The organism is Colwellia sp. Bg11-12 (assembly GCF_014076955.1).
Taxonomy (GTDB): domain Bacteria; phylum Pseudomonadota; class Gammaproteobacteria; order Enterobacterales; family Alteromonadaceae; genus Colwellia_A.
Genome location: NZ_JACGUZ010000056.1, coordinates 1 through 23,966, shown reverse-complemented (window position 1 = coordinate 23,966; position 23,966 = coordinate 1). Strand labels below are relative to the sequence as shown.

At 38.1% G+C, this 23,966-nt stretch carries 22 protein-coding genes and 2 riboswitches; of the genes, 7 read left to right on the top strand and 15 right to left on the bottom strand.

Features of this window, described 5'->3' with window-relative positions:
• The first annotated feature begins 78 nt into the window (after window positions 1-78).
• Entirely contained in the window at window positions 79-1,599 is a 1,521-nt protein-coding gene (locus H4J39_RS04475; protein ID WP_182226188.1) for an HD domain-containing phosphohydrolase, read from the top strand.
• A gap of 21 nt (window positions 1,600-1,620) precedes the next feature.
• Here the strand turns inward: H4J39_RS04475 and H4J39_RS04470 are convergent, their stop codons facing one another.
• A complete protein-coding gene (locus H4J39_RS04470) occupies window positions 1,621-2,829 on the bottom strand; it encodes a lytic murein transglycosylase (RefSeq protein WP_182226187.1) in 1,209 nt (402 codons plus the stop codon).
• Window positions 2,830-2,982: 153 nt separating this feature from the next.
• Between H4J39_RS04470 and H4J39_RS04465 the strand changes: the two genes are divergently transcribed.
• Complete coding sequence (locus H4J39_RS04465; protein ID WP_182226186.1) at window positions 2,983-3,303, top strand: DUF6172 family protein; 321 nt, start codon at window positions 2,983-2,985, stop codon at window positions 3,301-3,303.
• Between the two features lie 24 nt (window positions 3,304-3,327).
• Window positions 3,328-4,185, top strand: coding sequence for a PA4780 family RIO1-like protein kinase (locus tag H4J39_RS04460; protein WP_182226185.1), 858 nt, complete (start codon window positions 3,328-3,330; stop codon window positions 4,183-4,185).
• Between the two features lie 5 nt (window positions 4,186-4,190).
• Here H4J39_RS04460 and H4J39_RS04455 read toward each other — a convergent pair whose 3' ends face one another.
• The 3 genes from H4J39_RS04455 to H4J39_RS04445 all read right to left on the bottom strand — a co-directional run bounded on the left by H4J39_RS04455 (window position 4,191) and on the right by H4J39_RS04445 (window position 5,932).
• The gene (locus H4J39_RS04455; protein WP_182226184.1) at window positions 4,191-4,973 is read right to left on the bottom strand and encodes a pseudouridine synthase; all 783 of its coding nucleotides are present in this window, start codon (window positions 4,971-4,973) and stop codon (window positions 4,191-4,193) included.
• A gap of 109 nt (window positions 4,974-5,082) precedes the next feature.
• Window positions 5,083-5,448 carry a hypothetical protein gene (locus tag H4J39_RS04450; RefSeq protein WP_182226183.1) on the bottom strand — a complete coding sequence of 122 codons (366 nt, stop codon included), beginning with the start codon at window positions 5,446-5,448 and terminating at the stop codon, window positions 5,083-5,085.
• 118 nt (window positions 5,449-5,566) lie between these two features.
• Entirely contained in the window at window positions 5,567-5,932 is a 366-nt protein-coding gene (locus tag H4J39_RS04445; protein WP_182226182.1) for a hypothetical protein, read from the bottom strand.
• A gap of 287 nt (window positions 5,933-6,219) precedes the next feature.
• Here H4J39_RS04445 and H4J39_RS19260 point away from each other — a divergent pair, with 287 nt between their 5' ends.
• From H4J39_RS19260 to H4J39_RS04425, 4 genes are read left to right on the top strand one after another with little or no spacing between them, the layout of a single operon-like run.
• A complete protein-coding gene (locus H4J39_RS19260; protein ID WP_182226181.1) occupies window positions 6,220-7,785 on the top strand; it encodes a HAMP domain-containing sensor histidine kinase in 1,566 nt (521 codons plus the stop codon).
• The gene (locus H4J39_RS04435; RefSeq protein WP_182226180.1) at window positions 7,782-8,372 is read left to right on the top strand and encodes a hypothetical protein; all 591 of its coding nucleotides are present in this window, start codon (window positions 7,782-7,784) and stop codon (window positions 8,370-8,372) included. Before H4J39_RS19260 ends, H4J39_RS04435 begins: the two co-directional genes overlap by 4 nt.
• Window positions 8,373-8,377: 5 nt before the next feature.
• Window positions 8,378-9,787, top strand: a complete 1,410-nt coding sequence (locus H4J39_RS04430) for a sigma 54-interacting transcriptional regulator (RefSeq protein ID WP_182226179.1) — start codon at window positions 8,378-8,380, stop codon at window positions 9,785-9,787.
• Between the two features lie 17 nt (window positions 9,788-9,804).
• On the top strand, window positions 9,805-10,254 hold the full coding sequence (locus tag H4J39_RS04425; RefSeq protein WP_182226178.1) for a MarR family winged helix-turn-helix transcriptional regulator: 450 nt from the start codon (window positions 9,805-9,807) through the stop codon (window positions 10,252-10,254).
• 41 nt (window positions 10,255-10,295) lie between these two features.
• Here H4J39_RS04425 and H4J39_RS04420 read toward each other — a convergent pair whose 3' ends face one another.
• From H4J39_RS04420 to H4J39_RS04370, 11 genes are all read right to left on the bottom strand, one after another.
• Window positions 10,296-10,583 carry a hypothetical protein gene (locus tag H4J39_RS04420; RefSeq protein WP_182226177.1) on the bottom strand — a complete coding sequence of 96 codons (288 nt, stop codon included), beginning with the start codon at window positions 10,581-10,583 and terminating at the stop codon, window positions 10,296-10,298.
• Between the two features lie 100 nt (window positions 10,584-10,683).
• The gene (locus tag H4J39_RS04415) at window positions 10,684-12,600 is read right to left on the bottom strand and encodes a TonB-dependent receptor domain-containing protein (RefSeq protein WP_182226176.1); all 1,917 of its coding nucleotides are present in this window, start codon (window positions 12,598-12,600) and stop codon (window positions 10,684-10,686) included.
• A 75-nt stretch (window positions 12,601-12,675) separates the two neighbouring features.
• A riboswitch (cobalamin riboswitch) is annotated at window positions 12,676-12,822 on the bottom strand.
• A 20-nt stretch (window positions 12,823-12,842) separates the two neighbouring features.
• Window positions 12,843-13,682: a cobalamin-binding protein gene (locus H4J39_RS04410; RefSeq protein ID WP_182226175.1), complete on the bottom strand. Its 840-nt coding sequence runs from the start codon at window positions 13,680-13,682 to the stop codon at window positions 12,843-12,845.
• A gap of 48 nt (window positions 13,683-13,730) precedes the next feature.
• Entirely contained in the window at window positions 13,731-15,227 is a 1,497-nt protein-coding gene (locus H4J39_RS04405) for a cobyric acid synthase (protein WP_182226174.1), read from the bottom strand.
• Window positions 15,224-15,859: a bifunctional adenosylcobinamide kinase/adenosylcobinamide-phosphate guanylyltransferase gene (gene cobU / locus H4J39_RS04400; RefSeq protein ID WP_182226173.1), complete on the bottom strand. Its 636-nt coding sequence runs from the start codon at window positions 15,857-15,859 to the stop codon at window positions 15,224-15,226. Before cobU ends, H4J39_RS04405 begins: the two co-directional genes overlap by 4 nt.
• The gene (locus tag H4J39_RS04395) at window positions 15,859-16,692 is read right to left on the bottom strand and encodes an adenosylcobinamide-GDP ribazoletransferase (RefSeq protein WP_182226172.1); all 834 of its coding nucleotides are present in this window, start codon (window positions 16,690-16,692) and stop codon (window positions 15,859-15,861) included. The genes cobU and H4J39_RS04395 overlap by 1 nt, the downstream gene beginning before the upstream one ends.
• Entirely contained in the window at window positions 16,693-17,775 is a 1,083-nt protein-coding gene (gene cobT, locus H4J39_RS04390; RefSeq protein ID WP_182226171.1) for a nicotinate-nucleotide--dimethylbenzimidazole phosphoribosyltransferase, read from the bottom strand. It lies immediately after the preceding gene.
• 11 nt (window positions 17,776-17,786) lie between these two features.
• Window positions 17,787-18,806 (bottom strand): iron ABC transporter permease, encoded by a 1,020-nt coding sequence (locus tag H4J39_RS04385; RefSeq protein ID WP_182226170.1) that lies wholly within the window; start codon window positions 18,804-18,806, stop codon window positions 17,787-17,789.
• On the bottom strand, window positions 18,799-19,683 hold the full coding sequence (locus tag H4J39_RS04380; RefSeq protein WP_182226339.1) for an ABC transporter ATP-binding protein: 885 nt from the start codon (window positions 19,681-19,683) through the stop codon (window positions 18,799-18,801). The genes H4J39_RS04385 and H4J39_RS04380 overlap by 8 nt, the downstream gene beginning before the upstream one ends.
• 127 nt (window positions 19,684-19,810) lie before the next feature.
• Window positions 19,811-19,968, bottom strand: a riboswitch (cobalamin riboswitch).
• A 63-nt stretch (window positions 19,969-20,031) separates the two neighbouring features.
• The gene (locus tag H4J39_RS04375; RefSeq protein ID WP_182226169.1) at window positions 20,032-20,643 is read right to left on the bottom strand and encodes a histidine phosphatase family protein; all 612 of its coding nucleotides are present in this window, start codon (window positions 20,641-20,643) and stop codon (window positions 20,032-20,034) included.
• Window positions 20,644-20,848: 205 nt separating this feature from the next.
• Entirely contained in the window at window positions 20,849-23,920 is a 3,072-nt protein-coding gene (locus H4J39_RS04370; RefSeq protein ID WP_182226168.1) for a TonB-dependent receptor, read from the bottom strand.
• Between the last annotated feature and the right edge of the window lie 46 nt (window positions 23,921-23,966).

The window sequence follows — 23,966 nt, the reverse complement described above, 5'->3', positions numbered from 1 at the left end:
ATAGCCAATCAAAAATTCTTTAGCTTTTTAAATTTATTAGCTATACCTAAGATAATGTTTATTAATCCTAAGTTGTTTATGCCATTATCATTTATTAAGCAAACCGAAAAACCCTTACCTCCTCCATGGAAAATAGTGATCGTTGATGATGAAAAAGATATTCATACCATCACTAAAATGGCACTAAAACGTTTCACTCTTGACGATCGTGGGCTTACATTCCTTCATGCTTATTCAGCTGAAGAAGGAAAGAAAATATTAGCTGAAGAGGAAGACGTTGCTTTAGTTTTTTTAGATGTTGTCATGGAAACTGATGATGCAGGATTAATGCTAGCAAAATGGATGCGTGAAGTATTAAATAATCATTTTACACGAATTGTACTTCGCACAGGACAACCTGGGCAAGCACCTGAAGAAAAAGTTATCGTTGAGTATGATATTAACGATTACAAAGAAAAAACCGAGCTCAATAGAACAAAGTTATTTACTACCGTATTTACCGCATTGCGTGCTTATCGAGATATTATAAAAATTGATAAAGCACGTATTTATCAAGAACGTTATCGCTCAGGCTTAGAGCGAGTCATATCTTCTACAAGTAGTATTCTAGAACAGCGCACCTTACAACAGTTTTTTAGCGGTCTATTACAACAAGTCGTTTCTCTATTACACACAGATCAACCCAGTGCGCTATTACAAATAACAGGTATTGGCGCTATTTATTCTAAGCAAGACTACCGCGTTATTGCCCAAATCAGTGATGACAGTGGCGACGATTCCATTGGCAGCGAAATATATCAATATCTCAATAAAGCGATTGATAGCAGGTGCAGTATTTACGAGGATGATATTCTAGTTGGCTATTTTCCCAGTCAAGGGGATAAAGTTAGCTTACTTTTTCTAAGAGGTATTAAAAACCTTAATAGTATTGACCGTAAATTATTAGAAGTATTTTCAGGGAATGTCAGCTTAGCTTTTGACAACTTACTCCTTAATAAAGAAATTATCGATACGCAAGAGGATCTTATTTATCGATTAGGTGATGTCGTAGAATCACGCTCAAATGAAGCCGGTAATCATATAAGACGCATGGCTGAAGTCAGCTACCTTATTGCCAAAAAAATTGGTTTACCTCAAAAAGAATGTCTATTATTAAAACAAGCAGCCCCAATGCACGACATTGGCAAAGTCGCCACCCCAGATGCTGTACTTCTCAAGCCAGGAAAGCTTGATGATGCAGAAATGACGATAATGAAAGATCATCCTAGTATTGGGTATAATATATTACACGGTTCGAAACGGCCGATCCTCCAAAACGCGGCTATTATTTCTCAACAACATCACGAAAAATATAACGGTCAAGGCTACCCACAAGGCTTAGCCGGCGAAGATATTCATATCTTCGCCCGTATTGTTGCGGTAGCTGATGTCTTTGACGCGTTAACACATAAGCGTTGTTACAAAGAAGCATGGCCAATAGCTGAAGTTATCACTGTAATGACTGAGTCTTCAGGTAGCCATTTTGATCCTAAAGTACTCAAGGCTCTCCTTGATAACATTGACTTAGCCGTGGCGATTAATCATAAATATCCTGATTAGATAGCCTATTAATAAAACTAACTAGCCTTGAATTCCCGCTTTATTTAATACAGCACGGCCAGGGAAACCATCACCAACTAAACCATGTTTCAACTGATATAAACGAATAGCTTTTCGACTTTTTGGCCCCCAGATGCCATCGGGTTTACCAACATCGTACCCCATCATATTAAGCTTTTTTTGTAGTGCTTGTAATTCCACAGGTTTATATAAATTACGCTGACTTTTATCGCTTATCTTTAATCCCGCAGCGCCTTGAATACGATTCGCTAATAACCCAACAGAAAGCGCATAATTCTCAGACAGGTTCCATTTCATAATAACATTAAAATTTGGGTAAACTAAAAATGCCGGGCCATCAGCGCCAGCAGGTAAAACTAATTCAGCCTCAATTTTATAGTCAGATAAAGCAGCACCATTAGCACGCGTTACACCTAAAGCTTTAAATGTTGCGAGATCATAGAACTGATCAAACTCAACTTGCTGAAAAGCGAAATCTTTCGGAAGCTTTACTTGTCTCCCCCAACGCTCTTTTTCTAACCAACCAATACTGTTTAAATAATTCGCAGCACTCGTTAACGCATCAGCTTCACTTTGCCAAACATCAATTTTTCCGTCATTGTCACCATCTAAGGCATACTTTCTCAACGCTGAGGGCATAAACTGCATATGACCCATGGCACCAGCCCAAGAGCCTGCGAGTTGTTCAGTGATAACCGTTTTGTTATCAATCAAATGAAATAAATCAAACAATTCCGCTGTAAAATATTCACTACGCCGCTCATCACAAGCCAATGTTGCAAGCGAGTTTAACACCGACATTTTTCCTTTGTTTCTACCAAAGTTTGTCTCTAAGCCCCAAAAAGACACGAGATACTGCGCAGGAATACCATATTTTTTAGAAAGTTGGTCAAACAAGACCTTATGTTCAGCTAATTTTTTTCGACCTGTTTGAATGTGATAATCGGTCAACCGTAATCTTAAATAGTCAGCAAAGCTTTGACTGAATTCGGGCTGACGTTGATCGAGTTCAATAACTCTTTTTATGGGCGAAAGAGATGGAATAATATCATTAACAATATAACGAGAATAACCGGCAGCATTAGCCTTTACTTGCAAATTATCAATACATTGAGTGAAATCATTATTGCCAGTGGCATTCACAACAAAGGGTAATGTGGTTAAAGACACAAAAAACAGACGAGATAAACGTTTAATTACAGACGACATAACAGGAAAACCCTTATAAAAAATTCAATAATACACGGAAAAATATAACCAAGTTCACTTTAGCAAAGAGTAACTGTCGCACCCAAGGAAAAATTAACGTAAAATGCAGATCATATGTAACAAATTCTCTTAACAATATCATTTAGGAACGTCATGAAAAAAACATTCAACATCAGTCACCCAAAAATTAAAGTAGCTCGCTTATTTGAAGGTGTAAAACATGATGTTAAAAAATACATAAAAAGAGAAAGAAACAAAAAGCTTCCTGCTGGCGTTGATTTTTGGGATTTTGACTCTAAATATGGTATTACAGAAGCAGAAGCAGAAGTCGTTCACTTGTCTGCAATCAATAAACATATCGACGAAGCTGAAAAACTTGGTTTAACCTCATTTTATTTAGAAATTGTCGTAAAAGAGGGTTTCCGTTCGGTAAAACCTATGGGTGATGACTTCGACGATCTTGATGAAGAATAGTCTCAAAGCCGATTTAATGAAATAATGAAAATACCTAAACGATTACAACCACTTGTTGACGATGGACTGATTGACGAAGTACTCAGTCAATTAATGAGTGGCAAAGAAGCCACTGTATATATGGTACGTTGCGGCGATGATATTCGCTGTGCAAAAGTATATAAAGAAGCCAATAAGCGAAGTTTCAAAAAAGCAGCTCAATACCAAGAAGGTCGAAAAAGTCGTAATAGCCGTCGTGCACGCGCGATGGAAAAAGGCTCAAAATATGGTAGAAAACAACAAGAAGATGCATGGCAGAATGCTGAAGTTGAAGCACTTTATACGTTAGCTGCCGCTGGCGTACGTGTGCCTCAGCCCTTTGGTTGTTTTGAAAGTGTGCTATTAATGGAGTTGATCACTGACGGGGAAGGCGATGTTGCACCACGCTTGAATGATATTATTCTCCCAAGCGAACACGCTATAGAAGACCATCTAATCATGATGAATTATGTAAAGCTTATGCTTTGCGAAGGTATTATTCATGGTGATTTGTCAGAGTTTAATGTACTTGTTGACGAATACGGCCCGGTAATTATTGATTTACCACAAGCGGTTGATGCCTCGGCAAATAATAATGCTAAAAGCATGCTACTTCGCGATGTAAACAATATCACCGAGTATTATGCTCAATTTGCTCCTGAATTAGCAAAAAGCAAATATGCTCAAGAAATGTGGGCATTATATGAAAAAGCAGAGTTAACACCTGAAACTGAATTGACCGGTTTATTTAAAGAAAATACTAAATCAGCAGATGTTGATACAATATTAGAAGAAATAAAAGCGGCATTTGCAGAAGAACAGGAGCGATTAGAGCGAATTAGTGATGCCGATGAATTTGATTAAACTTATTATGCTGATTCTGTAACAGCCGTTGTAAAAATGCCCCTGATTTCTTCATCAGTTAAAAATCGGCTCTTTCCTAGAGCCAAATCTTCATCAAGTAATAAGTTTCCGATGGCTTGTCGATGCAAGCCTATAACGGGATTACGAAATCGGCCAAACATCCGCTTAATTTGATGATATCGCCCTTCTGTTAATCTAACCTCAGCAACATATTGATTACCTTGTTCATTAACATGATTAGCAATAATCTTTAGTTTTGCTGGTTTAGTGGTAATATTTTCAAATTCAAAAAACATCCCCTTGGCAAATGCTGGGGCATAATCATCCGTTAATGGGTTTTGTAAGGTAACCTGATAACATTTTTCTACTTTATGCTTGGGAGAAGTGAGCCGTTCTGACCAACGACTGTCGTTAGTGAGCAACAATAAACCTGAAGTGTTTAGATCAAGGCGACCAACAATATGTAAATTGTTTTTGTCTTCACTGGTATCCTCAGAAAATAACCTTTGTTCTTCAAGTAAATTGATAACGGTTTTATGTTGCTTATCTATCGTCGCACTCACCACGCCAATGGGCTTATGCTGCATTATATAAAGCGCTTGGTTATCTTGTAAAACTTGACCATCAAATGTTATTTTTGAAAATTTATCAATACGCTGGCCAATATCACTTGATATACAGCCATCTACGATTATCCGTTTTTGCGCTAATATCAATCGTACAGATCTACGGCTAATATTGCAGTGTTCACTAATAAAACGGTCGAGACGAGCTGTGCTTAATGACATAAGTAGGAATTAATTTTATCGCGCTATTAGAGTGCTAGCTATGTTATACCCATTGTATTAAAAATAAAGTAGATATCCGCACTTAATGTACAAAGTTAGTAAAGGGCCTTTAACGAACGAGCTTAAGTATGGTTTGTTGTTTAACTGATTTTACAGGCTTGATATCGACACGTTCAGCAATCAGTTTACTGTTTTTAAAACGATCAAAGTGCGCTTGTTTTACTTTCATTTGTTGACAAAATTTATAAAAGGCTTGGAAATCTTTGCGGCTAAACTTTTCATCTTCACGTGTTAGCAAACCATCAATGTAAGCGTTATCTCCATTAACCGTTAGGTTGGCAATGGCCGTATAAGGTTTACCATACTCATCAACACGAAGAGCGCGCACAGTTTTTATCTCAAAAATCCAATCATCAACTTGTACAAATCGAGGCATTGATTCTACGGGTACTCTGTTAGTGAGTTTGTTGTCCATAATAATCTTCTACTAGGTATGACATGTGAGAAAAAATCCAACTGCGTAGGTGGCAACAGCCGGAAATTCGAGGCTAATAATATTAGAGAGATACGGTTAATCTTTCAACTGTTAATTTTTAATTTTTCATTTTTAACGCAGAAAGATAACTTTTTAGCTCAACTTCACTGATTTCAGTATCCGCATTTTTGTCAATATCTTTAAAGTGCTTCATTAATTGATCATCTTTACTCGCAATAACTTCCGCTTCATTAAGTGAACCATTCTTATCATGGTCAAGTTGTGTCAATAATGTAGGGATACTTTTATCGACCTTAACTAATTTATCAGCAGACAACACTTTAGTCGCAGTAGGCTTAGTAACAACTTGTTCAACCGCGGGAACTTCAAGGCTTGCAACGTTATCTTCTGCGCTTACAAAATACGAAGCTAACGCACAGGTACCAACAAGTAGAGTGACTTTTTTCAAGCTAATAGAATTCATTTTAATTCCTTTATTCATAGAGTTCATGGATTTATTTTAATCAATATAAGGGTTAACACAATAGACATAGCAGGAATTGAACCATAAATATAAAACGCTGATATTATTAGATAAATACTTTAAAGCTACCCAAGAACTCCTCTAATGTGTCGCCATTTGGCAACAGAGAAAATGTTGATAAAAATAATGAGCAAACGTTAACACTAACAATGGATAAAATAATCTAAGTAAAACAGTAACTAACTCATAATAAAACTTCAAAACCCGCTATTACAGGGTTTAAAAGAGTGTCTCAAATAAACGACATGGTTGTTTTTTCTTTTAATAAAACTAAACTACTCATCTCATTAATCGTTGTGGCATCCATGAAAAAATTAAACCTCCCTCATTTTCTAGCGATCAACGCGTATTCTATTAAAAAGCTCAGCATTTTAGGCTTTTCTTTGGTTGCTTTGCCCTTAGTAATAGCTTTACTTTATAGCGCAAATCAAATTTCATTACTTTCTCATCAAAGTACATCGGCTATTTTTAATGTCGCTGAGCTCGTTAAAACAAATCGGCAAATAAATTTTACCTTAGCCAAAATGGAAAGAAGTGCTAGTCAGTTTTTGATCCTAAAAGATCAAGACTTATTAACTGCTTATTTAAGACACGAGCAAGCTATTTTAAAAGCCATGGCTAGTAATCCATTGTTTAATAAAGACAACAACTTAAATCGGCTAAGTAAAGAATTCTCTCAAGCGATTAAATTAGTTCACCGTTATTTAACGTTGCACCCATTGGAAACATCGTCATTAGCATCGCTACAAGTACATTTTACTGAACTTGTCTCTATCCGAAAAAAAATAGCTGAGCAAAGTAACAATTTATTAATCTCGCAAGCAGAGCAGATTAAAGCATCGGCCAACGATGTTAGACACGACATGCTCAAAAGCCTGATGATTATTCCCTTCACTTTAATCATCGCAGCAATCTTTATCTTTTTAATAACTACGCCGCTCAAACAATTATTAAAGAAAATACAGCATTTAGCATTAGGAAACTTCGACAGTGAAGTCACATTTAACGGCTCACCCGAAATGAACGAAATTACTGACGCCTTAGAAGTTATGCGTAATCGCTTGCACGCACTGGAGTTACAAAAATCGAGTTTTATTCGTCATATCTCTCATGAGCTAAAAACACCACTGGCGGCAATTAGAGAAGGCACCGAATTGCTTTATGATCACAGTGTCGGGGAATTAAATGCTGAACAACAAGAAATCTCTAATATTATTCGTAGCAGTGTTACTCGCTTACAACGCTTAATTGAAGACCTACTAGACTTCAATATTGTGCTTGATTCAACCAGTTTACAAGATGCTGAAACCGTTGAATTATCATTATTAGTTGACCAAGTATTACAACAAAGAAGTTTAGATATTAAACAAAAAAACTTAACAGTTGTGTATAAAAGTGCGGCGATAAAGCTCAAAGCTAACGGGAAACAGTTAAGTGTTATTTTAGATAACCTCTTATCAAATGCGATTAAGTACTCTGATGAAAACAACGTTATTAACATAGTGTGCTCACTCAATGATAATACGTTGTTGTTGAGTATTATTGACCAAGGTATCGGTATAGCTGACGGCCAACAAGAAAAAATATTTGATGCTTTTTACCAAGGCATTCCTGCAAAAAATGCAAAAATCAAAGGCAGTGGTCTAGGACTAACCATTGTAAAGGAGCTACTGATGCGACTAAATGGCACCATTGAAATAAAAAGTAATACCGGTATAAATAGTGGTACCGCAATGACAATCACCTTGCCTCATGCTTTTCTAGTGGAAACTAAAATAGGAGTAAAGGCTTGATGATATTTTCAACCAATAAAAACCTTCTCGTTATTTTTACACTAGCGTTACTCTCAATATTAAGTGGTTGTCAATTACTAAAAAAAACAACTGCAGATATAACTGTTGAAAGTAAAATCATTGACTATACGCAGTATTATTTATCTTTAGTGACCTTAACTGACAGTCAATTAGCAGATAAAGTTCGCCAACATCAGTTAGTCTTATTCGACAGTAATGAAGCTGTTACACAAAATAAAATGAATAATAACGATGCTATTGAATGGCAATTAAAATCAGTATTGCTTTTTTCACTGCCTCATTCGTCTGTTCACAATCCGTTTACTGCAAAAAGTATCTTAAACAAGCTTTCACTCATTGATCTCAAAAACAGCGATATAACTGAGGCCGACTTTGCCTTTTATAGCATGCTAAAAATACAACTCAATGAACAAGTGTTACGTCTGAATGAACTATCACAAGCAAAGAAAGCGTTTAACGCCATAAAAGAAGCTTCCGTGCAGCAACAGCAGCAATTTAAAGCATTACAGCAGCAGATCCTTCAGCTAAAAAAAATAGAACATACTATTAATGAACATGGACAGTAAAGACGATGGTTTCAACCAATAATCAAAAAAAATTCGATGAAAAACAACGCGAGAAAATACTGCTTGTTGATGACGATCCCAGCTTATTAAGATTACTGGGTATTCGGCTATCAGCGGCAGGTTATCAAATCGAGTCAGCAAGTAGTGCCAAAATGGCATTAGGCATATTAGAAACTTTTCATCCACAATTAGTGATCAGCGATCTGCGCATGGAAGGCATGGACGGCATGGCACTTTTCGAAAGAATTCGTCAACAACAACCCAATTTACCTGTCATCATTATGACCGCCCACGGTACTATTCCTGATGCTATTAGTGCGACAAAACAAGGGGTTTTTAGCTTTTTAACCAAACCTTTTGAAAGCCAAGAGTTGTTATCAACTGTACAAGAAGCCATACGTTTACAACCACAAAATAGCGCACACAATACCAATGCAAAAGCTGACATTTGGCGTAAAAAGATAATTAGTCGCAGCGCTGTGATGTCGTCATTATTACAGCAAACCTATCAGGTTGCTCAAAGTGATTTTAGTTTATTGATCCATAGCGCAAGCGGAACCGGTAAAGAATTATTGGCGAAAGCGGTGCACTTAGCAAGCAAGCGTAACAGTAAAAAATTCACCGCCATTAACTGTGCGGCCATACCCGAACAATTGTTAGAGTCAGAGTTATTTGGTCATTGCAAAGGCGCTTTTACTGGCGCTGATAAAAACCACCAAGGACTTTTTCAGTCAACCGATGGCGGCACTTTATTTCTTGATGAAGTGGGTGATATGCCAATGAGCTTTCAAGTGAAATTATTACGAGCTCTGCAGGAAAAAGAAGTTCGCCCGGTAGGGAGTACACAATCAATAAAAGTTGATGTACGTATTATTGCTGCAACCCATAAAAACCTTCAAGAGGCCATTATTGATAAAAGCTTTCGTGAAGATCTTTATTACCGCTTAAATGTGGTTGAACTCACCTTACCAACACTCGCTGAGCGCCGTGAAGATATTCCTTTACTTGCCCAGTACTTTTTAAGTGTAGCGATCGAAAATACGTCTCATAAAATAAATGGTTTCTGCCAAGAAGCGATGGAAGTTTTAATCAGGGCTGACTGGCCAGGAAATATTAGACAATTACAAAATGTTGTTGAGCAATGTGTCGCTTTATCAACAGAGCCATTAATAAGTGAAAGCTTAATTAATAATGCATTGCGTACTCAAAGTGCACAGCTGCCTTCTTTTCAAGAAGCGAGAGAAAAATTCGAACGCGACTACTTAGCCAAATTATTAAAGACTACCGAAGGTAATGTTTCACAAGCAGCCAAAATAGCACAGCGGAATCGTACAGAGTTCTATAAACTATTGAAAAAACATCACTTGAATGCAGAATCATTTAGAGTTGATAACGATACACCTTCACAAGATTAGCTGAGAATACATAGACGATGAAAAGCTTACACTTAACAGAATTTTTTCCTTATCAGCTCACTCAACTACAAGCAAAAGTAAGTGATAATATTGCTGAAATTTATACGGGAAGGTTTGAACTTTCTCGTCAACAATGGCGTGTTTTAGCCAGTTTAGGTAACGGAGAGTTGTTATCAGCAAAGCAAATAGGCGAGCAAACAAATTTAGAAAAAATGCCAGCAAGCCGCGCAATAGCAAAAATGCAGACCCAAGGCTTGTTAGTTAAAAATACCGATAAAACCGATAAGCGATCTTCATTGTTAAAACTAACAGCGCATGGCTTAGCTATTTATCAACAATTAATACCGATGGCTTTACAACGTGAAGAAGAATTATTGTCTGTTTTAAGTGTTGAAGAAAGAACGCAACTCTGCGAAATAATTGAAAAAATAACATTGAAATCAATTGAGATATCGAACAAAAAATAACAACTATTGCTAGGCCGAGGATAACAAAACAATCAACTGTTTTACAATGCGCTGACCAAAATTAATACGAAAGCTAACAGGAAATAAAAACAACTACTTTTCGAAAATGTAGCAGTAGATACTTTCCAATATTTAAACGGTGTAACAAGTAATGACGGCGAAAGTAGAATGCCACGCAATAACGATAAAACGCCAACTGAGCCAGCAAACGCGCCAAAGTCGAGTACTCCAGTTTGGTAATATTGTAGTAAAAACATAGCAATCACTAATAACATAAAACCTTTAATCAGTTTTACACTACGATTAATTTTTGCCGTTTCAGTATCCATAAAATCCTGCTTTTCTCTGTGTTATTAGGCCGTTAAAATACCACTATAAAAAAACCTACACAATAGTGTAGGTTTTTAATTACTTATACTGTATTACTTATTAAAAAGAATAAGTAGCCGTTAATAAAAAGTTAGTACCATCAGCCACATAGTTCTGCGCTGTTTCATACTCTTCATCAAATAGATTATTTACTTTGCCAATAAACACGAGTTTATTGGTCGCTTGATAACTCAACGATACATTAACTAACCAGTAGTCATCTAAAATATCTGAATCAGCATTGGTTTTTTCAGGGCTTTCATCACGATAGCTAAGCACACCATTTAAGGTGAATTCTTGCCAATGATAACCGAGCGTATAATTAGCGGTAACTTCTGGACGACGAGCAAGTTGCACGTCTAATTGTGCATCTTTAGCATCAATAGAAGCAATAGCAAGTTGATGGCTAAAATCGCCAGCCGTTGCATTTAACGTTAATTCTAATCCTTGAATATCAGCTTGGTTAATATTGGATGGCTGCCAAGCACCTGAAGCATTTGGTGACCAAGCAATTAAGTTCTCAATGTCTGATTCAAAAAAACTCATCTCAACGCTTCCGTCAATACCATCAGATGAAAATTGATTACGGATCAAAATTTCGTTACTCGTGATACTCTCTGGTTTTACATCTGGATTACCAGATCCAGGCCAGTATAGATCGTTAAATGACGGTGCTTTAAAACCCGTAGAACGGTTTAAGCTGACAAGCCATGAATCATTAATTTGATACCCAACAGAAGCATTGTAAGTTACTTCTACGTCGACATCTTCGATGTCATCACGACGAACAGCGCCTTCAAATAAAAACGCATCTAACTGATGACGAGCTTGAATAAATACCGCATTAACATCGCGTTCTTCAACAGCCCACTTTTGAAACCCAGGAGTCCATGCGTCTTTATCTGTATCAGTGGAAACTTCTTCAGTGTAAAAATCAACACCCGCAGTAATACTAGTCGCATCGCTAAACGAATATTGGCCTAAGGCTGAAAATTGATCACGCTGAGTTTTAATTTCATCACTGTCTGACTTTTTAACATCATTACCAAAAGTTTCGCCTTGGTCTTGACTCGTTGACAGCGAAAGTTCAGTAAATAAAGCACCTGACTGATATTGACCTGCAACACGTAAGTAATAATTCTCGTATTCACTTTCATTAGCCGAGCCATTATCAGGATTGTAGTATTGAATACTTTGATCATATTCAGCACCACCCTGCTCCCAACGAGACGCTAAATGTAATGAAAATTCATCATTAATTTTACTTTCGCCAATAGCGGCTAATGAAAAACGGCTATAACCATCTTCATCAGTGTCATAAGCGTCACCATCAATTTTAGTTGCACTAAAACCATCACTTTCTTCGGCAGAAGCACTTAACGTTAACGAGTGTTGCTCATTGCCTAATCCGATTGATGCATCAGTTTTCCACAAACCATTACTACCTAAACCCGCACTGATAACACCTTCACCTAACTGCTGTTTTTTAGTAAATATTTGAATAACACCACCAATAGCATCAGAACCCCATAATGCAGCACGTGGACCTTTAACAACTTCAATACGTTCAATTAAAGCCACTGAAATGCCACCAAAGCTAGTAGAGCCTAATGTTGCCGAACCAATGCGAACACCGTCAACCAACACGAGCGTATGCCCACTACTTGTGCCACGCATAGATACAGAACTTGCCTGACCTGCCCCTCCTTGATTAACCACGCTGATACCGGCAACTTTCTCTAGTAGGTCGGTAACGTTTTGTGGTTGAAAAGCAACAATGTCTTCTTTAGTGATAACTTGCGTTGCTGATAAGGTTAAGAATTGTTCTTGCTGTGTGCGATTAGCAGTAATGATAATATTTTCAATTTCATCTGCATTCGCATCCTTTGCATAGGCAATTGATGACGTTAAGCTTGAAAAAATAATACCTGCGATAGCAAGCTGAATGGGTGTTTTATTAAATAATTTAGTTTTCATATGACCTCTTTCTATGATGCCCTCCGCACCATGTTGATCTCGTTGTTTATGCTTTCTATATAAGCTTCAAATAAACGAGATAATTACGCAAATTACAGAGTATCGGACTTATATTATGGTGAGTTATAAACTCACACACCATAACAATTACCATTGCGGGGGCAGTGCCAAATTCTCATTGGCTTCCCCTGTAATTCGCAAATAATAGATAGTATTATCTATCGGTTAAGTTAACTGAACAGCTATCTTTGCTGATCAATTTTTTCACACATATCTTCAACACCGCTTAACATTCTGGTACTAAATCTATGTAATAAATCTGCATCCACGTGAATAAACTTATTGTTTTTCACTGCGGGTATTTCTGGCCATTTTTGCCAGTTAATAATAGGTTGTGGCTTATCCGAATTTTCATCCGGTAAAATCATTAAGTGTGGCTGAGCAACAATCACATTCTCCGTACTTATTTTAGGGTACGGTGTAGCATTACTTTTAAAAACATTTACCCCTTGGCACACTTCAATTAATTGATTTATCCATGTTGTGCCATTAATAGTCATCATCGGCTCTGACCACAATTGATAAAAAACAGTTATCGGTTGTTTGTTTATATTTTCAAGACGTAACTTTTTTAACCGTTGTTCATAGGCTAAAGCGACCGTTTCCGCTTGCTCTTTGTGTCCCGTTAATTTGCCAAAATAACGCAGTTCGGTGGCAACATCATCGATATCTTTAGGGTTGCTAAAAACTACATTTAGGCCTAAACGATGCATTTTATCAATATCACTTTGCGAATTACCTGACTTCCAAACAATCACTAAATCAGGATTTAATGCCAACAATTTTTCTATTTGCATGCCGTGGTAGCTACCAACACGTGGAATATCTAATGCCGCTTTTGGGTAGTCAGCGTAAGAAACAGTACCAACAATTTTTTTACCTGCGCCAATATCAAATAGCATTTCAACGATGTGTGGCGCTAAGGCGACTATGCGCTGCTTAGGTTCTTCAGCAAAGCTTTTAGCGGTTATTACTATTAATAATAAACTTACCAGGGTCAGCGATAAAAATCTTTTGGTCATGTTATTTAGCCTTTTATGTTTGTTGAATATGCGTTTTTCACCGCTATGCTATGCTTTGGTCGTTTTACTGTCTTTTATAATATCTTCGATGACTGATATCTTTAAGTGTTTTTGGCAAACATCAGCCAACCGTTCAAGCTGATGCTCTCGATGCTCATCAAGATTAATAGTCTGTTGAATGTCATTATTACTGTCGAGCCAATTAACTAATAATTGTGTTGCATCGCCTTCATCGAAAATACCGTGCAGGTAGGTGCCTGCTATTTGGTTGTCATCTGAAATACAGCCATCAGTTGCTTGATTATCACTTTTATTAACAAGGAGTGGCATCAGCAATTTTTCATCATTTATCAGACTCTTAGAAATACCACAATGAATTTCATAACCTTTAACAAGGCAACTATCATTACCTAACGTCATGGTAGCCGTTATTTGTGCTAATATTTTTTCGGGGGTTAACTCCGTAACAAGGTCAAGTAAACCTAGCCCTGTTATCGACTTAACATTTGACTCAATACCGTGGGGGTCGCTGATGGTTTTTCCTAACATTTGATAACCACCACAAATGCCAAAGACCTTTCCGCCATAACGTAAGTGACACTCAACATCACGTTGCCAACCTTGCTCTTTAAAAAACTTAAGATCAGATATTACATTTTTACTGCCCGGTAAAATAACTAAGTCACAATCCGTGATACGTTCGCCTATTTTGACATAACGTAAATTTATTTCGGGGTTTAAGCGTAAAGTGTCAAAATCAGTATGGTTACTAATATGAGGCAATAACGGCACAACAATGTTTATTTTTGCTTGTTCAACCTTGTTTTCAATCGCGACAGCATCTTCAGCATCAAGGGCTAAGTCATGTAAATAAGGTAATACGCCCAGAACGGGTTTGCCGGTTTTTTCTTCCAGCCAATCAAGCCCTGATGTTAATAATGTAATGTCGCCACGAAAGCGATTAATAATAAAGCCTTTAACACGATTTTGTTCAGAAGCTGACAATAACTCTAAGGTTCCCACTAGGTGAGCAAAAACACCCCCTCGGTCAATATCAGCGACAAGAATAACAGGGCAATCAACGGCTTCAGCATAGCCCATATTGGCAATATCATTTTCCCGTAAATTTATCTCAGCAGGGCTACCTGCACCTTCAACCATTAACAGATCAAACTCTTTAGCTAAGCGATGATGAGAATCGAGTACCGCGTCCATCGCTACTTTTTTATAGTCGTGATAACTAGTGGCTTCCATATTCGATATTGCTCGCCCATGAACAATAACTTGTGCACCTGTATCACTATTGGGTTTAAGTAAAATTGGATTAAAATCAACACGTGGCGCAATATTCGCCGCAATAGCCTGAAGTGCTTGCGCACGGCCAATTTCGCCTCCATCGCTAGTAACGGCACTATTTAACGCCATGTTTTGTGGCTTAAACGGTGCAACTTTATAACCTAAATTTACAAATACTCGGCATAAACCCGCAACTAAAGTACTCTTTCCTGCATCAGACGTTGTGCCTTGCACCATTAATGTTTTCATACGTCTTTTTCATCCAATACGTTATGCTGCGAAATGTTAGCTTTCAATGTCATGGGTAATCCCGCCATAACAAAATCAACTTGATTGGCTAATTGGGCAAGCTCTTGATGCAACCAACCCGCTTGGTCAACAAACTCTCGAGACAATTCCCCCATCGGCACTATACCGTGGCCCACTTCATTACTGACAAAAATAAGCTTTTTCGCTTTATAAGGGCTTTTATCGCTAAGGAAGTTTTTTAAAAAGTCGATGAACATTGCTTTTTGTTGTTTATAAAAGTCATTATCTTGATGACACAAACAATTACTTAACCACAGTGTTAAACAATCAACTAAAACACAATCACTATCCTGTAATGCTTGTGTAAGCGCTTGGGCTAAATACAGTGGTGATTCAAGTAAGGCCCAATGATCGGGACGCTCAACTTGGTGTCGTAAAATACGCTGGCTCATTTCTTTATCATGCGCTTGTGCTGTAGCGATATAACAAATAGTTCGCCCTTGTGACTCAGCTTGTTTCGCTATATTTTCAGCTAAGCGAGATTTTCCAGAGCGCGCGCCACCTAAAATAAAATGCAGGTTGTTCTCGTTGATATGGCTTAAAGGCGGACAGCTAAAGTTAGTATTGCTCATTAGCGCACCTCAGCTAAAAATGCTGTTGAAGGTAAAACTAATACCAACAAGATAATATAAACGGCAACTTCTAAAATTTGTTGCGCTGCCCCTAAACAATCGCCGGTAAAACCGCCTAACTGACGATTAAACCATAAGATAAGTAAAATGCGTATTATCCATAAGCACACAATCATCACAAAGGCGTGCATGAGCGGTAACAAAGTAAATAGCACAACTGCGCCAGTTATCAATAAAATAATTAACCCCTTTATTGATAAATGTTGTGCTAAAGGTTTTACTTTTGACTGTGCATCTTCGCTGACATAAGACATGCTAAAAATTAAACTCGTACTTACCACTCGACTCAAGGTATGTGCTAAAACTAATGCGAATGAGAGGGCTAGCACCGGGTTTTCGTTGTGCGTGCCTAATAAAACTAAGCTTTGATATTTAGTCATTAAAATAAAAAACAGGCTTGCTGCACCATAAGTGCCTAAACGGCTATCTTTCATAATATTCAGTTTTTGTTCGACGGTCCAGCCACCGCCAAATCCATCCCACACATCAGCCCAACCATCTTCGTGAAAAGCCCCTGTGAGTAATAAACTACATGCCATTGAAATGAGTACCGCTAAAGAAAGTGGTAGGAAACTCGCCAACAGCACTAAAATTAAGGCAGTAACCGCGCCAATAAACACACCAATCAAGGCAAAATATCGACTCGCTTGATGCAGCATCTCAGGTTTAACAACCTCAGGTAAACGTACCGGTACACGAGTAAAAAAACTCAATGCCAGTAACAATAAATAATATTGCTGTTGGCATTGTTGCCCAAGTGATTGCTTAGTCATTTAATGGTCAACCCCACTCGTTTTAATATCAGTTACATTAGTGACATCAGCTTGAGCAAAACTTGCCATATCATTATAAAAAGCGGCTGAAGCTTGAATTAAGGGTAAAGCTAATGCTGCCCCCGTACCTTCGCCTAAACGTAAACCTAAATTTAATAACGGCTTAACCTGTAAATAATCGAGCATGCTTTGGTGCCCTTGCTCGCCAGAGCAATGGGCAAATATCATATAGTCTTTTACATTTTTGTTAAGTGCTATGGCCAGCATGGCTGCTGCTGTACAAATAAAACCGTCAACAACAACTAGCATTTTTTGCTCTGCAGCGGCTAACATTGCTGCGGTAATTTGTACAATTTCAAAACCACCTAAGCACCGTAAAATGTCTTTAGCGTTGTTGAGTTCATCTTTATGAAGCGTTAATGCCTGTTCAATAACCTGCTGCTTTCGTTTTATAACTTCATCACTTACGCCGGTGCCACGCCCGACACTTTCTTGAGCGGTAATATTCATTACCGCTGACATAATCGCCGAAGCAGAGGTTGTATTACCAATGCCCATTTCGCCAAAAGCAATAAGATTACAACCACTTTTATGCATTTTCTTGATTAAAGTCGTCGCTTTTTCAAAACCTAATTCAACTTGCGCTTCGCTCATTGCTGGCGATACATTTAATGGCTCAGTAATAGTCCCTAAACGCTGGTCAATTACACCTAAATAACTTTCTGGCGGTGATAATATACCGGTATCAACCACGCTTAATTGCCAGCCAAGTTGTTTACAAAAAACATTAATTGCCGCGCCACCCGCAGCAAAATTAGCCACCATTTGTGAAGTAACTTCACTAGGCGCAATGGAAACACCTTCGGCTGCAACACCATGGTCACCGGCAAAAATCAATAAACTGGGTTTGTTGAGTTTAAGCGATGGTGCAATACTATTTAACGATGAGTACTGCACACGCGCTATTATTTTTGCTGTATTTTCTAATTGCCCTAACGCGCCAAGTGGCTTAGTTTTACCATCAAGGGTTGTTTGTATATGTTCATCAAATTCATTAGTTATTTTTTTAATAGCAAAGCTCATCAATCGCCCCTTTATGCTTTGTTTTTGCGGAAGTACAACAAGGATAAAAAGAATAAACTCCCCACAGCAGAGGTAATAACGCCCACCGGAAGTTCTTGATTTTTAAGTACAATACGCGATAGTACATCAACCCAAATCATGAAAATACCACCAACAAGTGCAGTTAATAAAATGCCAAAAGTAGTGCCCTGAGAAACAAAAAATCGTACAATATGTGGGATCATTAACCCTACAAAGCCAATGCCGCCGCACAAAGACACTAACGTTGCGGTGATCAACGAGCTCAGCACTAACATAACGAGTCGAAAACGATTAACGTTTATACCCAACGTCGTTGCGCTTTCATCACCCAGTAACATTGCATTCAATTGGCGTCGATACGCTAACATCATCACCACGCAGCTAATAATAACGACAGCAGGAAACCAAAGTGTTGCCCATTCAGCACGAGAAAAGCTTCCCATGGTCCAGAATAAAACAGCCGTTACCGCCTGAGGATCTGTGTGGTAAAGCAATAAACTGGTAAATGAGCTAAACAGAAATGACAAAGCGACACCTGCCAATAACATTGATTCAACTTGTTGGCTTTGCCGGCGACCAGCGATCATCAACAACATTAACATCGCAATTAAACTGCCAGCAAAAGCGGCGACTGGTGTGACCAAAGAAATAGTACTGCCCAGTAAAACAATCGAAATCACTACACCTAAAGAAGCCCCGGAGGAAATACCAAAAAGATAAGGATCAGCTAAAGGATTTCGCGTTACCGTTTGTAAAATAAGCCCCGATACCGCCAAACCACTGCCCGCTAAAAAAGCCAAAATAGCCCTAGGCATACGTAATTCCCAAATAATACGTTCAAAAAACAAGATGTCTCGTGCGTCTTTATCCGTTGAGAAGCTCGCTAATAAGCTTGAAGTTACATCACTAAAACTAATATCTGCTGCGCCTAAAGATAACGACGCAATAAAGCTGATAATGCCAAAACTTAAGGTAAGGAAAATAATCAACGAGTGATTCATTTTAATCATGCGTTAACTCACTGTTGTATTCTGTTATATCTTGAATGTCGTAGCCGTAAAAATAAGAAATATGGGGAACCTTGTGTTGTGTATGTGTTGAGACTTGCGCGCAAACACCAAAAACATTTGATAACATCTCAGAGGTGATCACCTCTTGTGGCGTTCCTTGCTCAACAAGTTTACCTTTGTCTAATATAATAAGTTGGTCGCACATCGCACTCGCAAGATTTAAGTCATGAAAAGTGGCAATAACAGTTATACCTAATGATTTTGCTAACTCTATAACCTGTATTTGATAACGAACATCAAGATGACTGGTTGGTTCGTCCATGATCAGCAAGCTTGGCGATTGCACAATCGCACGAGCAATAAGCGCACGTTGCTTTTCGCCTCCAGATAAGTGTTCAAAATTTTGTAAGGTTTTATCAACTAAACCCACTTGTTTAATAGCACAGTCTATCTTTTGTTTATCGCTAGGTTGTTCGCGGGTAAATAAACCTTTATGTGGCAGTAAGCCCAACGAAACAATGTCGTGCACGGTTAAATTAAAATGCGTAGGGGTTTCTTGTAAGACCACAGCAATATCTTGTGCATATTGATAAGCATCGTATTGTTGCCAAATATCTTGTTGCTTAAATTTAACCAAACCTGAATCAGGTTTTACGTAGCGATATAAGCAACGAAGTAGACTTGATTTCCCAGCACCATTGGGACCAAGAATACCGGTGAAGCTGCCTTTATTTATAGCAAAAGAAATATCATCTAAGATTAACTGACCGTCGGCATGCCAATAAACATGCTGCACAGAAAGTAATTCAGTACTAGCTGGAGGTATTGATGAGAATTGCTCGTTGCTACTATTCAAAAAATTGCTACTCCATGTCATTTGCATTTTGGGAGCAGACAAACAGAGCACAATCAATCTCTTAGTCTTTGAAAAGAATACAAGAGTCGAGCATACAATGTTCGAGTAAACCCGCTCGACTTTGTTGGTTATGTCTACCCTTTAGATAGACAAATGACTCTTAATTAATGGGTATCCTGACTCAAGCTTTATGGTATTTAACAAACACTAAAAGACTTTTACAGTTGCGGGTACAGTTGCGGATTTTCACCACATTCCCACATTAAAAATGAGTTATTTAATTTTATCACGCGATTATGGTCAGCTAGTTAAAAATAGCAAGGTTTAATTGCTATTAAAGCTGATATTATAGACGAACGGTCAACATTTTTACCAAACAATTCTTGGCCAAGCTCTACCTTGTTCATCGGTATAAAGCTCAACTTTCACTAAGCCCGCATATGGAATATCAATATGACTCATGTGAGTTGTTCCAGGGATAGGCAGTTTCAATATTCGTGCAATAAGGTGTTTAATAACACCGCCGTGTGCGACAACTAGAGTATTTCCATGTGGCGCAGTGGCTAACCATTGCTGCCACCAAGCATCAACGCGTTTAACAAAATCAATCATTGCTTCGCCATTAGGCGGATTATTTTTCCAAGGGTCTTGCCAAAAATCACCGATGGAAGGTTGTTTACCCATTGGCTTTATTTTCCATAAATCTTCATATTTTTTTCCATCCCAATCACCAAAATCCATTTCTTTAAGCTGATTATCTAGCTGAAGGTGAATATTATTTTTTAATGAGTACGCTTTAGCAAAAGTTTGGCAACGTTGCAGCGGCGAACTTATACAGTAAGATATTCTAGGTAATTGCTGGCTCGATTTCCATAGTTGTTGTAAGCCATTTTCAGAAAGTGCCACGTCAATTTTACCGGCTAAAATACCTGGAGTAGCAATTTCGCCATGGCGTAATAAGTATAAAGTGTGTTGATGCACCGCCCATTCCTCTTATATTTTCATCTATACATACTTTACCGGTTAAGTGGCCGTTAAAGTGAACCCGGTGGAAAATAGAGCGCAATAAAATATATTAGCCCATAAAAAACGGCCTTGAATCAATTTTCATTGAATCAAGGCCGTTTGCACATGTTAGTTAACTTTTACTGTCACACCATAAGTGTTACAGATGAGTTAATAACGATTAAAACTTGTAGCGAGCTGTAAATCTTACACTACGAGGTGCTTGGAAGCTTGTAGGCGCTAAAAAGTTTGGATTGATTTCGCTGCCACCACGTGAATAATCTTTCTGTTGATTAACTTCTGTAGCTTCATCAAAATCAAAGATGTTAAATACGTCAATTTTTAACGTTAATTGATCATCAGCCCAATGTGGGATGTAGCTTAAACCAGCATCAACCATATAAGTCCAATCAGTATCGCCGTAATCGCCACGATTAGACAGCTCAGATTCACCATTTTCGTTTACACAGTAAAAACTTGAAGCGCCGTAACGATCAAAGTTACCTTTATCGAATGATGTAGAACCATCACCTACTAAGAAAGCAGCTTCGCCATTTCTAGCATCTGTTGGTAAGAAACCGTTACAACTTTGTGGTGTACCTGACATAAGGTTAACATTAGCGGTTACCGTTAACTCTTCAGTAAACTGGTAAGCACCATAAACTTTAAACTGATGACGACGATCGTTAGGTAAGTAACCATCAGAACCATCTTGGAAGCGTTTGTGATCGAAATCTTGAGTCGCGCCCGCATCTTCTTGGCCTAAAGTAGAGTTTACATAACCTTCGATGTTACCTTCACTCTTAGAGTAAACATAAGAAGCGTTCATGTACCAACCGTCAGCAAATGCTCTTTCTAACGTTAGTTCAAGACCTTTGTAACTACGTTTATATTCAGGAATATTAAAGTAATCATTAGATACTGTTTGAGCAGTTACGTCACCGTCACCATTAGTATCAATGAATAAATTAAGATCTTTACCTGGGTTAACTAATAAACAACCTGACATTGAGTGAACGTCGAAGCCACCTTCTGGAGTTTCCCAATCATTGCCTTCATTAGCCATAGCAAAGCCTTGATCAACACCCCAGTTGTAGAATCCATCATGTGAACACATGTCATCCATACCGTCTTGAATTTCACGGTACATCAACTTAACGCCAGCAGTCCAGTTTTCCATAACTTCTTGTTGGTAACCAAGAATGTATTCATCTTGGAACATAGGGTCTAAATCAGAAACAGCAATTACACGAGGATCAGGTATTTGATCATCAGTGTAACCACCACCAATTTTCTCGCCTAAACCAATTGGAGCACCGGTAGCAGCATCTATATCGTCATATTTGTAGAAGTACTGAGAACCGGCTTCTTGACGAGTTGCACGGATGTTAGTGTTTGATGCAATTGGAATGTATGAACGACCAAAGGTACCGTAAAATTTCTTAGTTGAATCGCCATCAACATCCCAAGAAAAACCAAGGCGTGGTGCAATTAACTCGTCAGCTTCAACAAACACTTCGCCATTTGCAGCATAGTTAGTGAAAGTTTCATTACGAACACCAAGGTATAACAAGATGTCGTCAGTGATTTGCCAGTTGTCTTCAATGTAGAAAGCTGTGTTTTCTACTTTAAAGCTACCTGATTTTTGATCATCATAAATAACACGAACAGCTTGAGTGCCTATTGGTTGCTCTACACCGTTGATACTTGTACTTGTAGCAGCGTTTGACTCAAAGTAACGGTAGTAAACACCACCAGTGTACTGTGAACCAAGGGTATATGAAGTAAATTCTTCATTGTTGTAACCCATACGGAACTCGTGATCGCCTAACGTGTAGCTAACATCAATTTTATAGCTTGTACGTTCGTCGCGATCTGACTTTGGTTCTACATCAAGAATTTGTGATTGTGCTGTGTTCCAACAACCTAAAACTTCTCTAGCGCCCCAAGATTTATCACCTCGAGTGTCAAAAACTCTTGGACATAATGCAGCGGCTTCATCAGGGTTACGCGGGTTCTTATTCGCGTTTCTGTTTTCCAACTCACCATACATAAGACTAACGCTTAAATCGTCAGTAATTTGACCTGAGTAGTTGAAAATCATGATGTCGCCACCATTTTCTTCTGTATATCGAGTTGACTCTTCACCGTGCTTACCAGTGTAGTATTCGTCATCAGCGTTAGTGTAGAAAACGCGGTCGATATCTTCTTCGTTCTGAATATATGTACCAGAAACTAAATGATCATCGTTGATATACCAATCAAGCTTAATAAGGCCATTTGGATTGGTTGTGCTACGTTCATTACTTTCAGTACGATTGTAAGTGTCACGCTTGTTATCTTGAAATTCAAGATTGGCATAAATGAATAGCGTATCTTCAATAATTGGACCGCCAACACCGATGTTATAAGACAATGATTCACTGTAATCGTCTGCTCTGTAGCCTGTGAATAATGATCCATCAGGTTCTTCTAAATCGATAGTATTTTTACCGTCAGTTCTTAAAGAGTCTGGCGTGTAATAAGCTGCTGCTTGAAATTTCCATTCGTTAGTACCACTTTTTGTTACTGTGTTAGTAACACCGCCTAAAGAACGACCGTATTCTGCACCGTAACCACCGGTTTTAACTTCTGTTTGAGAAATAGCGTCAAACGGTAATGTTGCAAAGCTTAAGAATGAACGAATATTAGTTACATCGAAACCATCAATGTAATAACCATTTTCAGCAACTGATGAACCACCAAATGAAGGTAAGTTACCGAAATCTGCATCACCTGGCACTGTACCAGGAGTTAATAAAGCAATTGCTGTACTGTTACGACCAACAGGAAGCAATTCAATTTGTTCGTTAGTAAATACAACTGAAGACTCAACAGAGCTAGTATCAATTGCAGAGATTGCAGAACCTCTTACTTGAATTATTTCAGTATTGTCACCTGAAAATATAACAGATGAACCAGTACCAATAGTTACCATTACCGTTGAAGTGCCACCGTTACTACTTTTAACAGTGTAACGTCCTGGAGGTACATTTTTAAAACTAAACTTGCCGCTTTCATCAGCAGTTAGTGTACGACTTAAACCTGTAGCATCACTTTTAAATGTAATGGTAGCGCCAGCTTTTGCTTCACCGTAAATAGAACCAACAGTATTACTAGCAGCAAATGTCATAGGAGATGTCGCTAAACATGCCCCTACTGCAACAGCAGCTAATGAGCGATTAAAGCTTCGCTTGATAGTAGAATTTTTCATTATTATGTATATCTCCAGTATGTATTAGTATTTATTATTATTTATA

Coding starts and splice junctions, on each gene's coding strand:
- H4J39_RS04475 (WP_182226188.1), top strand. CDS start 79: ATGCCATTATCATTTATTAAGCAAACCGAAAAACCCTTACCTCCTCCA.
- H4J39_RS04470 (WP_182226187.1), bottom strand. CDS start 2,829: ATGTCGTCTGTAATTAAACGTTTATCTCGTCTGTTTTTTGTGTCTTTA.
- H4J39_RS04465 (WP_182226186.1), top strand. CDS start 2,983: ATGAAAAAAACATTCAACATCAGTCACCCAAAAATTAAAGTAGCTCGC.
- H4J39_RS04460 (WP_182226185.1), top strand. CDS start 3,328: ATGAAAATACCTAAACGATTACAACCACTTGTTGACGATGGACTGATT.
- H4J39_RS04455 (WP_182226184.1), bottom strand. CDS start 4,973: ATGTCATTAAGCACAGCTCGTCTCGACCGTTTTATTAGTGAACACTGC.
- H4J39_RS04450 (WP_182226183.1), bottom strand. CDS start 5,448: ATGGACAACAAACTCACTAACAGAGTACCCGTAGAATCAATGCCTCGA.
- H4J39_RS04445 (WP_182226182.1), bottom strand. CDS start 5,932: ATGAATTCTATTAGCTTGAAAAAAGTCACTCTACTTGTTGGTACCTGT.
- H4J39_RS04430 (WP_182226179.1), top strand. CDS start 8,378: ATGGTTTCAACCAATAATCAAAAAAAATTCGATGAAAAACAACGCGAG.
- H4J39_RS04425 (WP_182226178.1), top strand. CDS start 9,805: ATGAAAAGCTTACACTTAACAGAATTTTTTCCTTATCAGCTCACTCAA.
- H4J39_RS04420 (WP_182226177.1), bottom strand. CDS start 10,583: ATGGATACTGAAACGGCAAAAATTAATCGTAGTGTAAAACTGATTAAA.
- H4J39_RS04415 (WP_182226176.1), bottom strand. CDS start 12,600: ATGAAAACTAAATTATTTAATAAAACACCCATTCAGCTTGCTATCGCA.
- H4J39_RS04410 (WP_182226175.1), bottom strand. CDS start 13,682: ATGACCAAAAGATTTTTATCGCTGACCCTGGTAAGTTTATTATTAATA.
- H4J39_RS04405 (WP_182226174.1), bottom strand. CDS start 15,227: ATGAAAACATTAATGGTGCAAGGCACAACGTCTGATGCAGGAAAGAGT.
- cobU (WP_182226173.1), bottom strand. CDS start 15,859: ATGAGCAATACTAACTTTAGCTGTCCGCCTTTAAGCCATATCAACGAG.
- H4J39_RS04395 (WP_182226172.1), bottom strand. CDS start 16,692: ATGACTAAGCAATCACTTGGGCAACAATGCCAACAGCAATATTATTTA.
- cobT (WP_182226171.1), bottom strand. CDS start 17,775: ATGAGCTTTGCTATTAAAAAAATAACTAATGAATTTGATGAACATATA.
- H4J39_RS04385 (WP_182226170.1), bottom strand. CDS start 18,806: ATGATTAAAATGAATCACTCGTTGATTATTTTCCTTACCTTAAGTTTT.
- H4J39_RS04380 (WP_182226339.1), bottom strand. CDS start 19,683: ATGACATGGAGTAGCAATTTTTTGAATAGTAGCAACGAGCAATTCTCA.
- H4J39_RS04370 (WP_182226168.1), bottom strand. CDS start 23,920: ATGAAAAATTCTACTATCAAGCGAAGCTTTAATCGCTCATTAGCTGCT.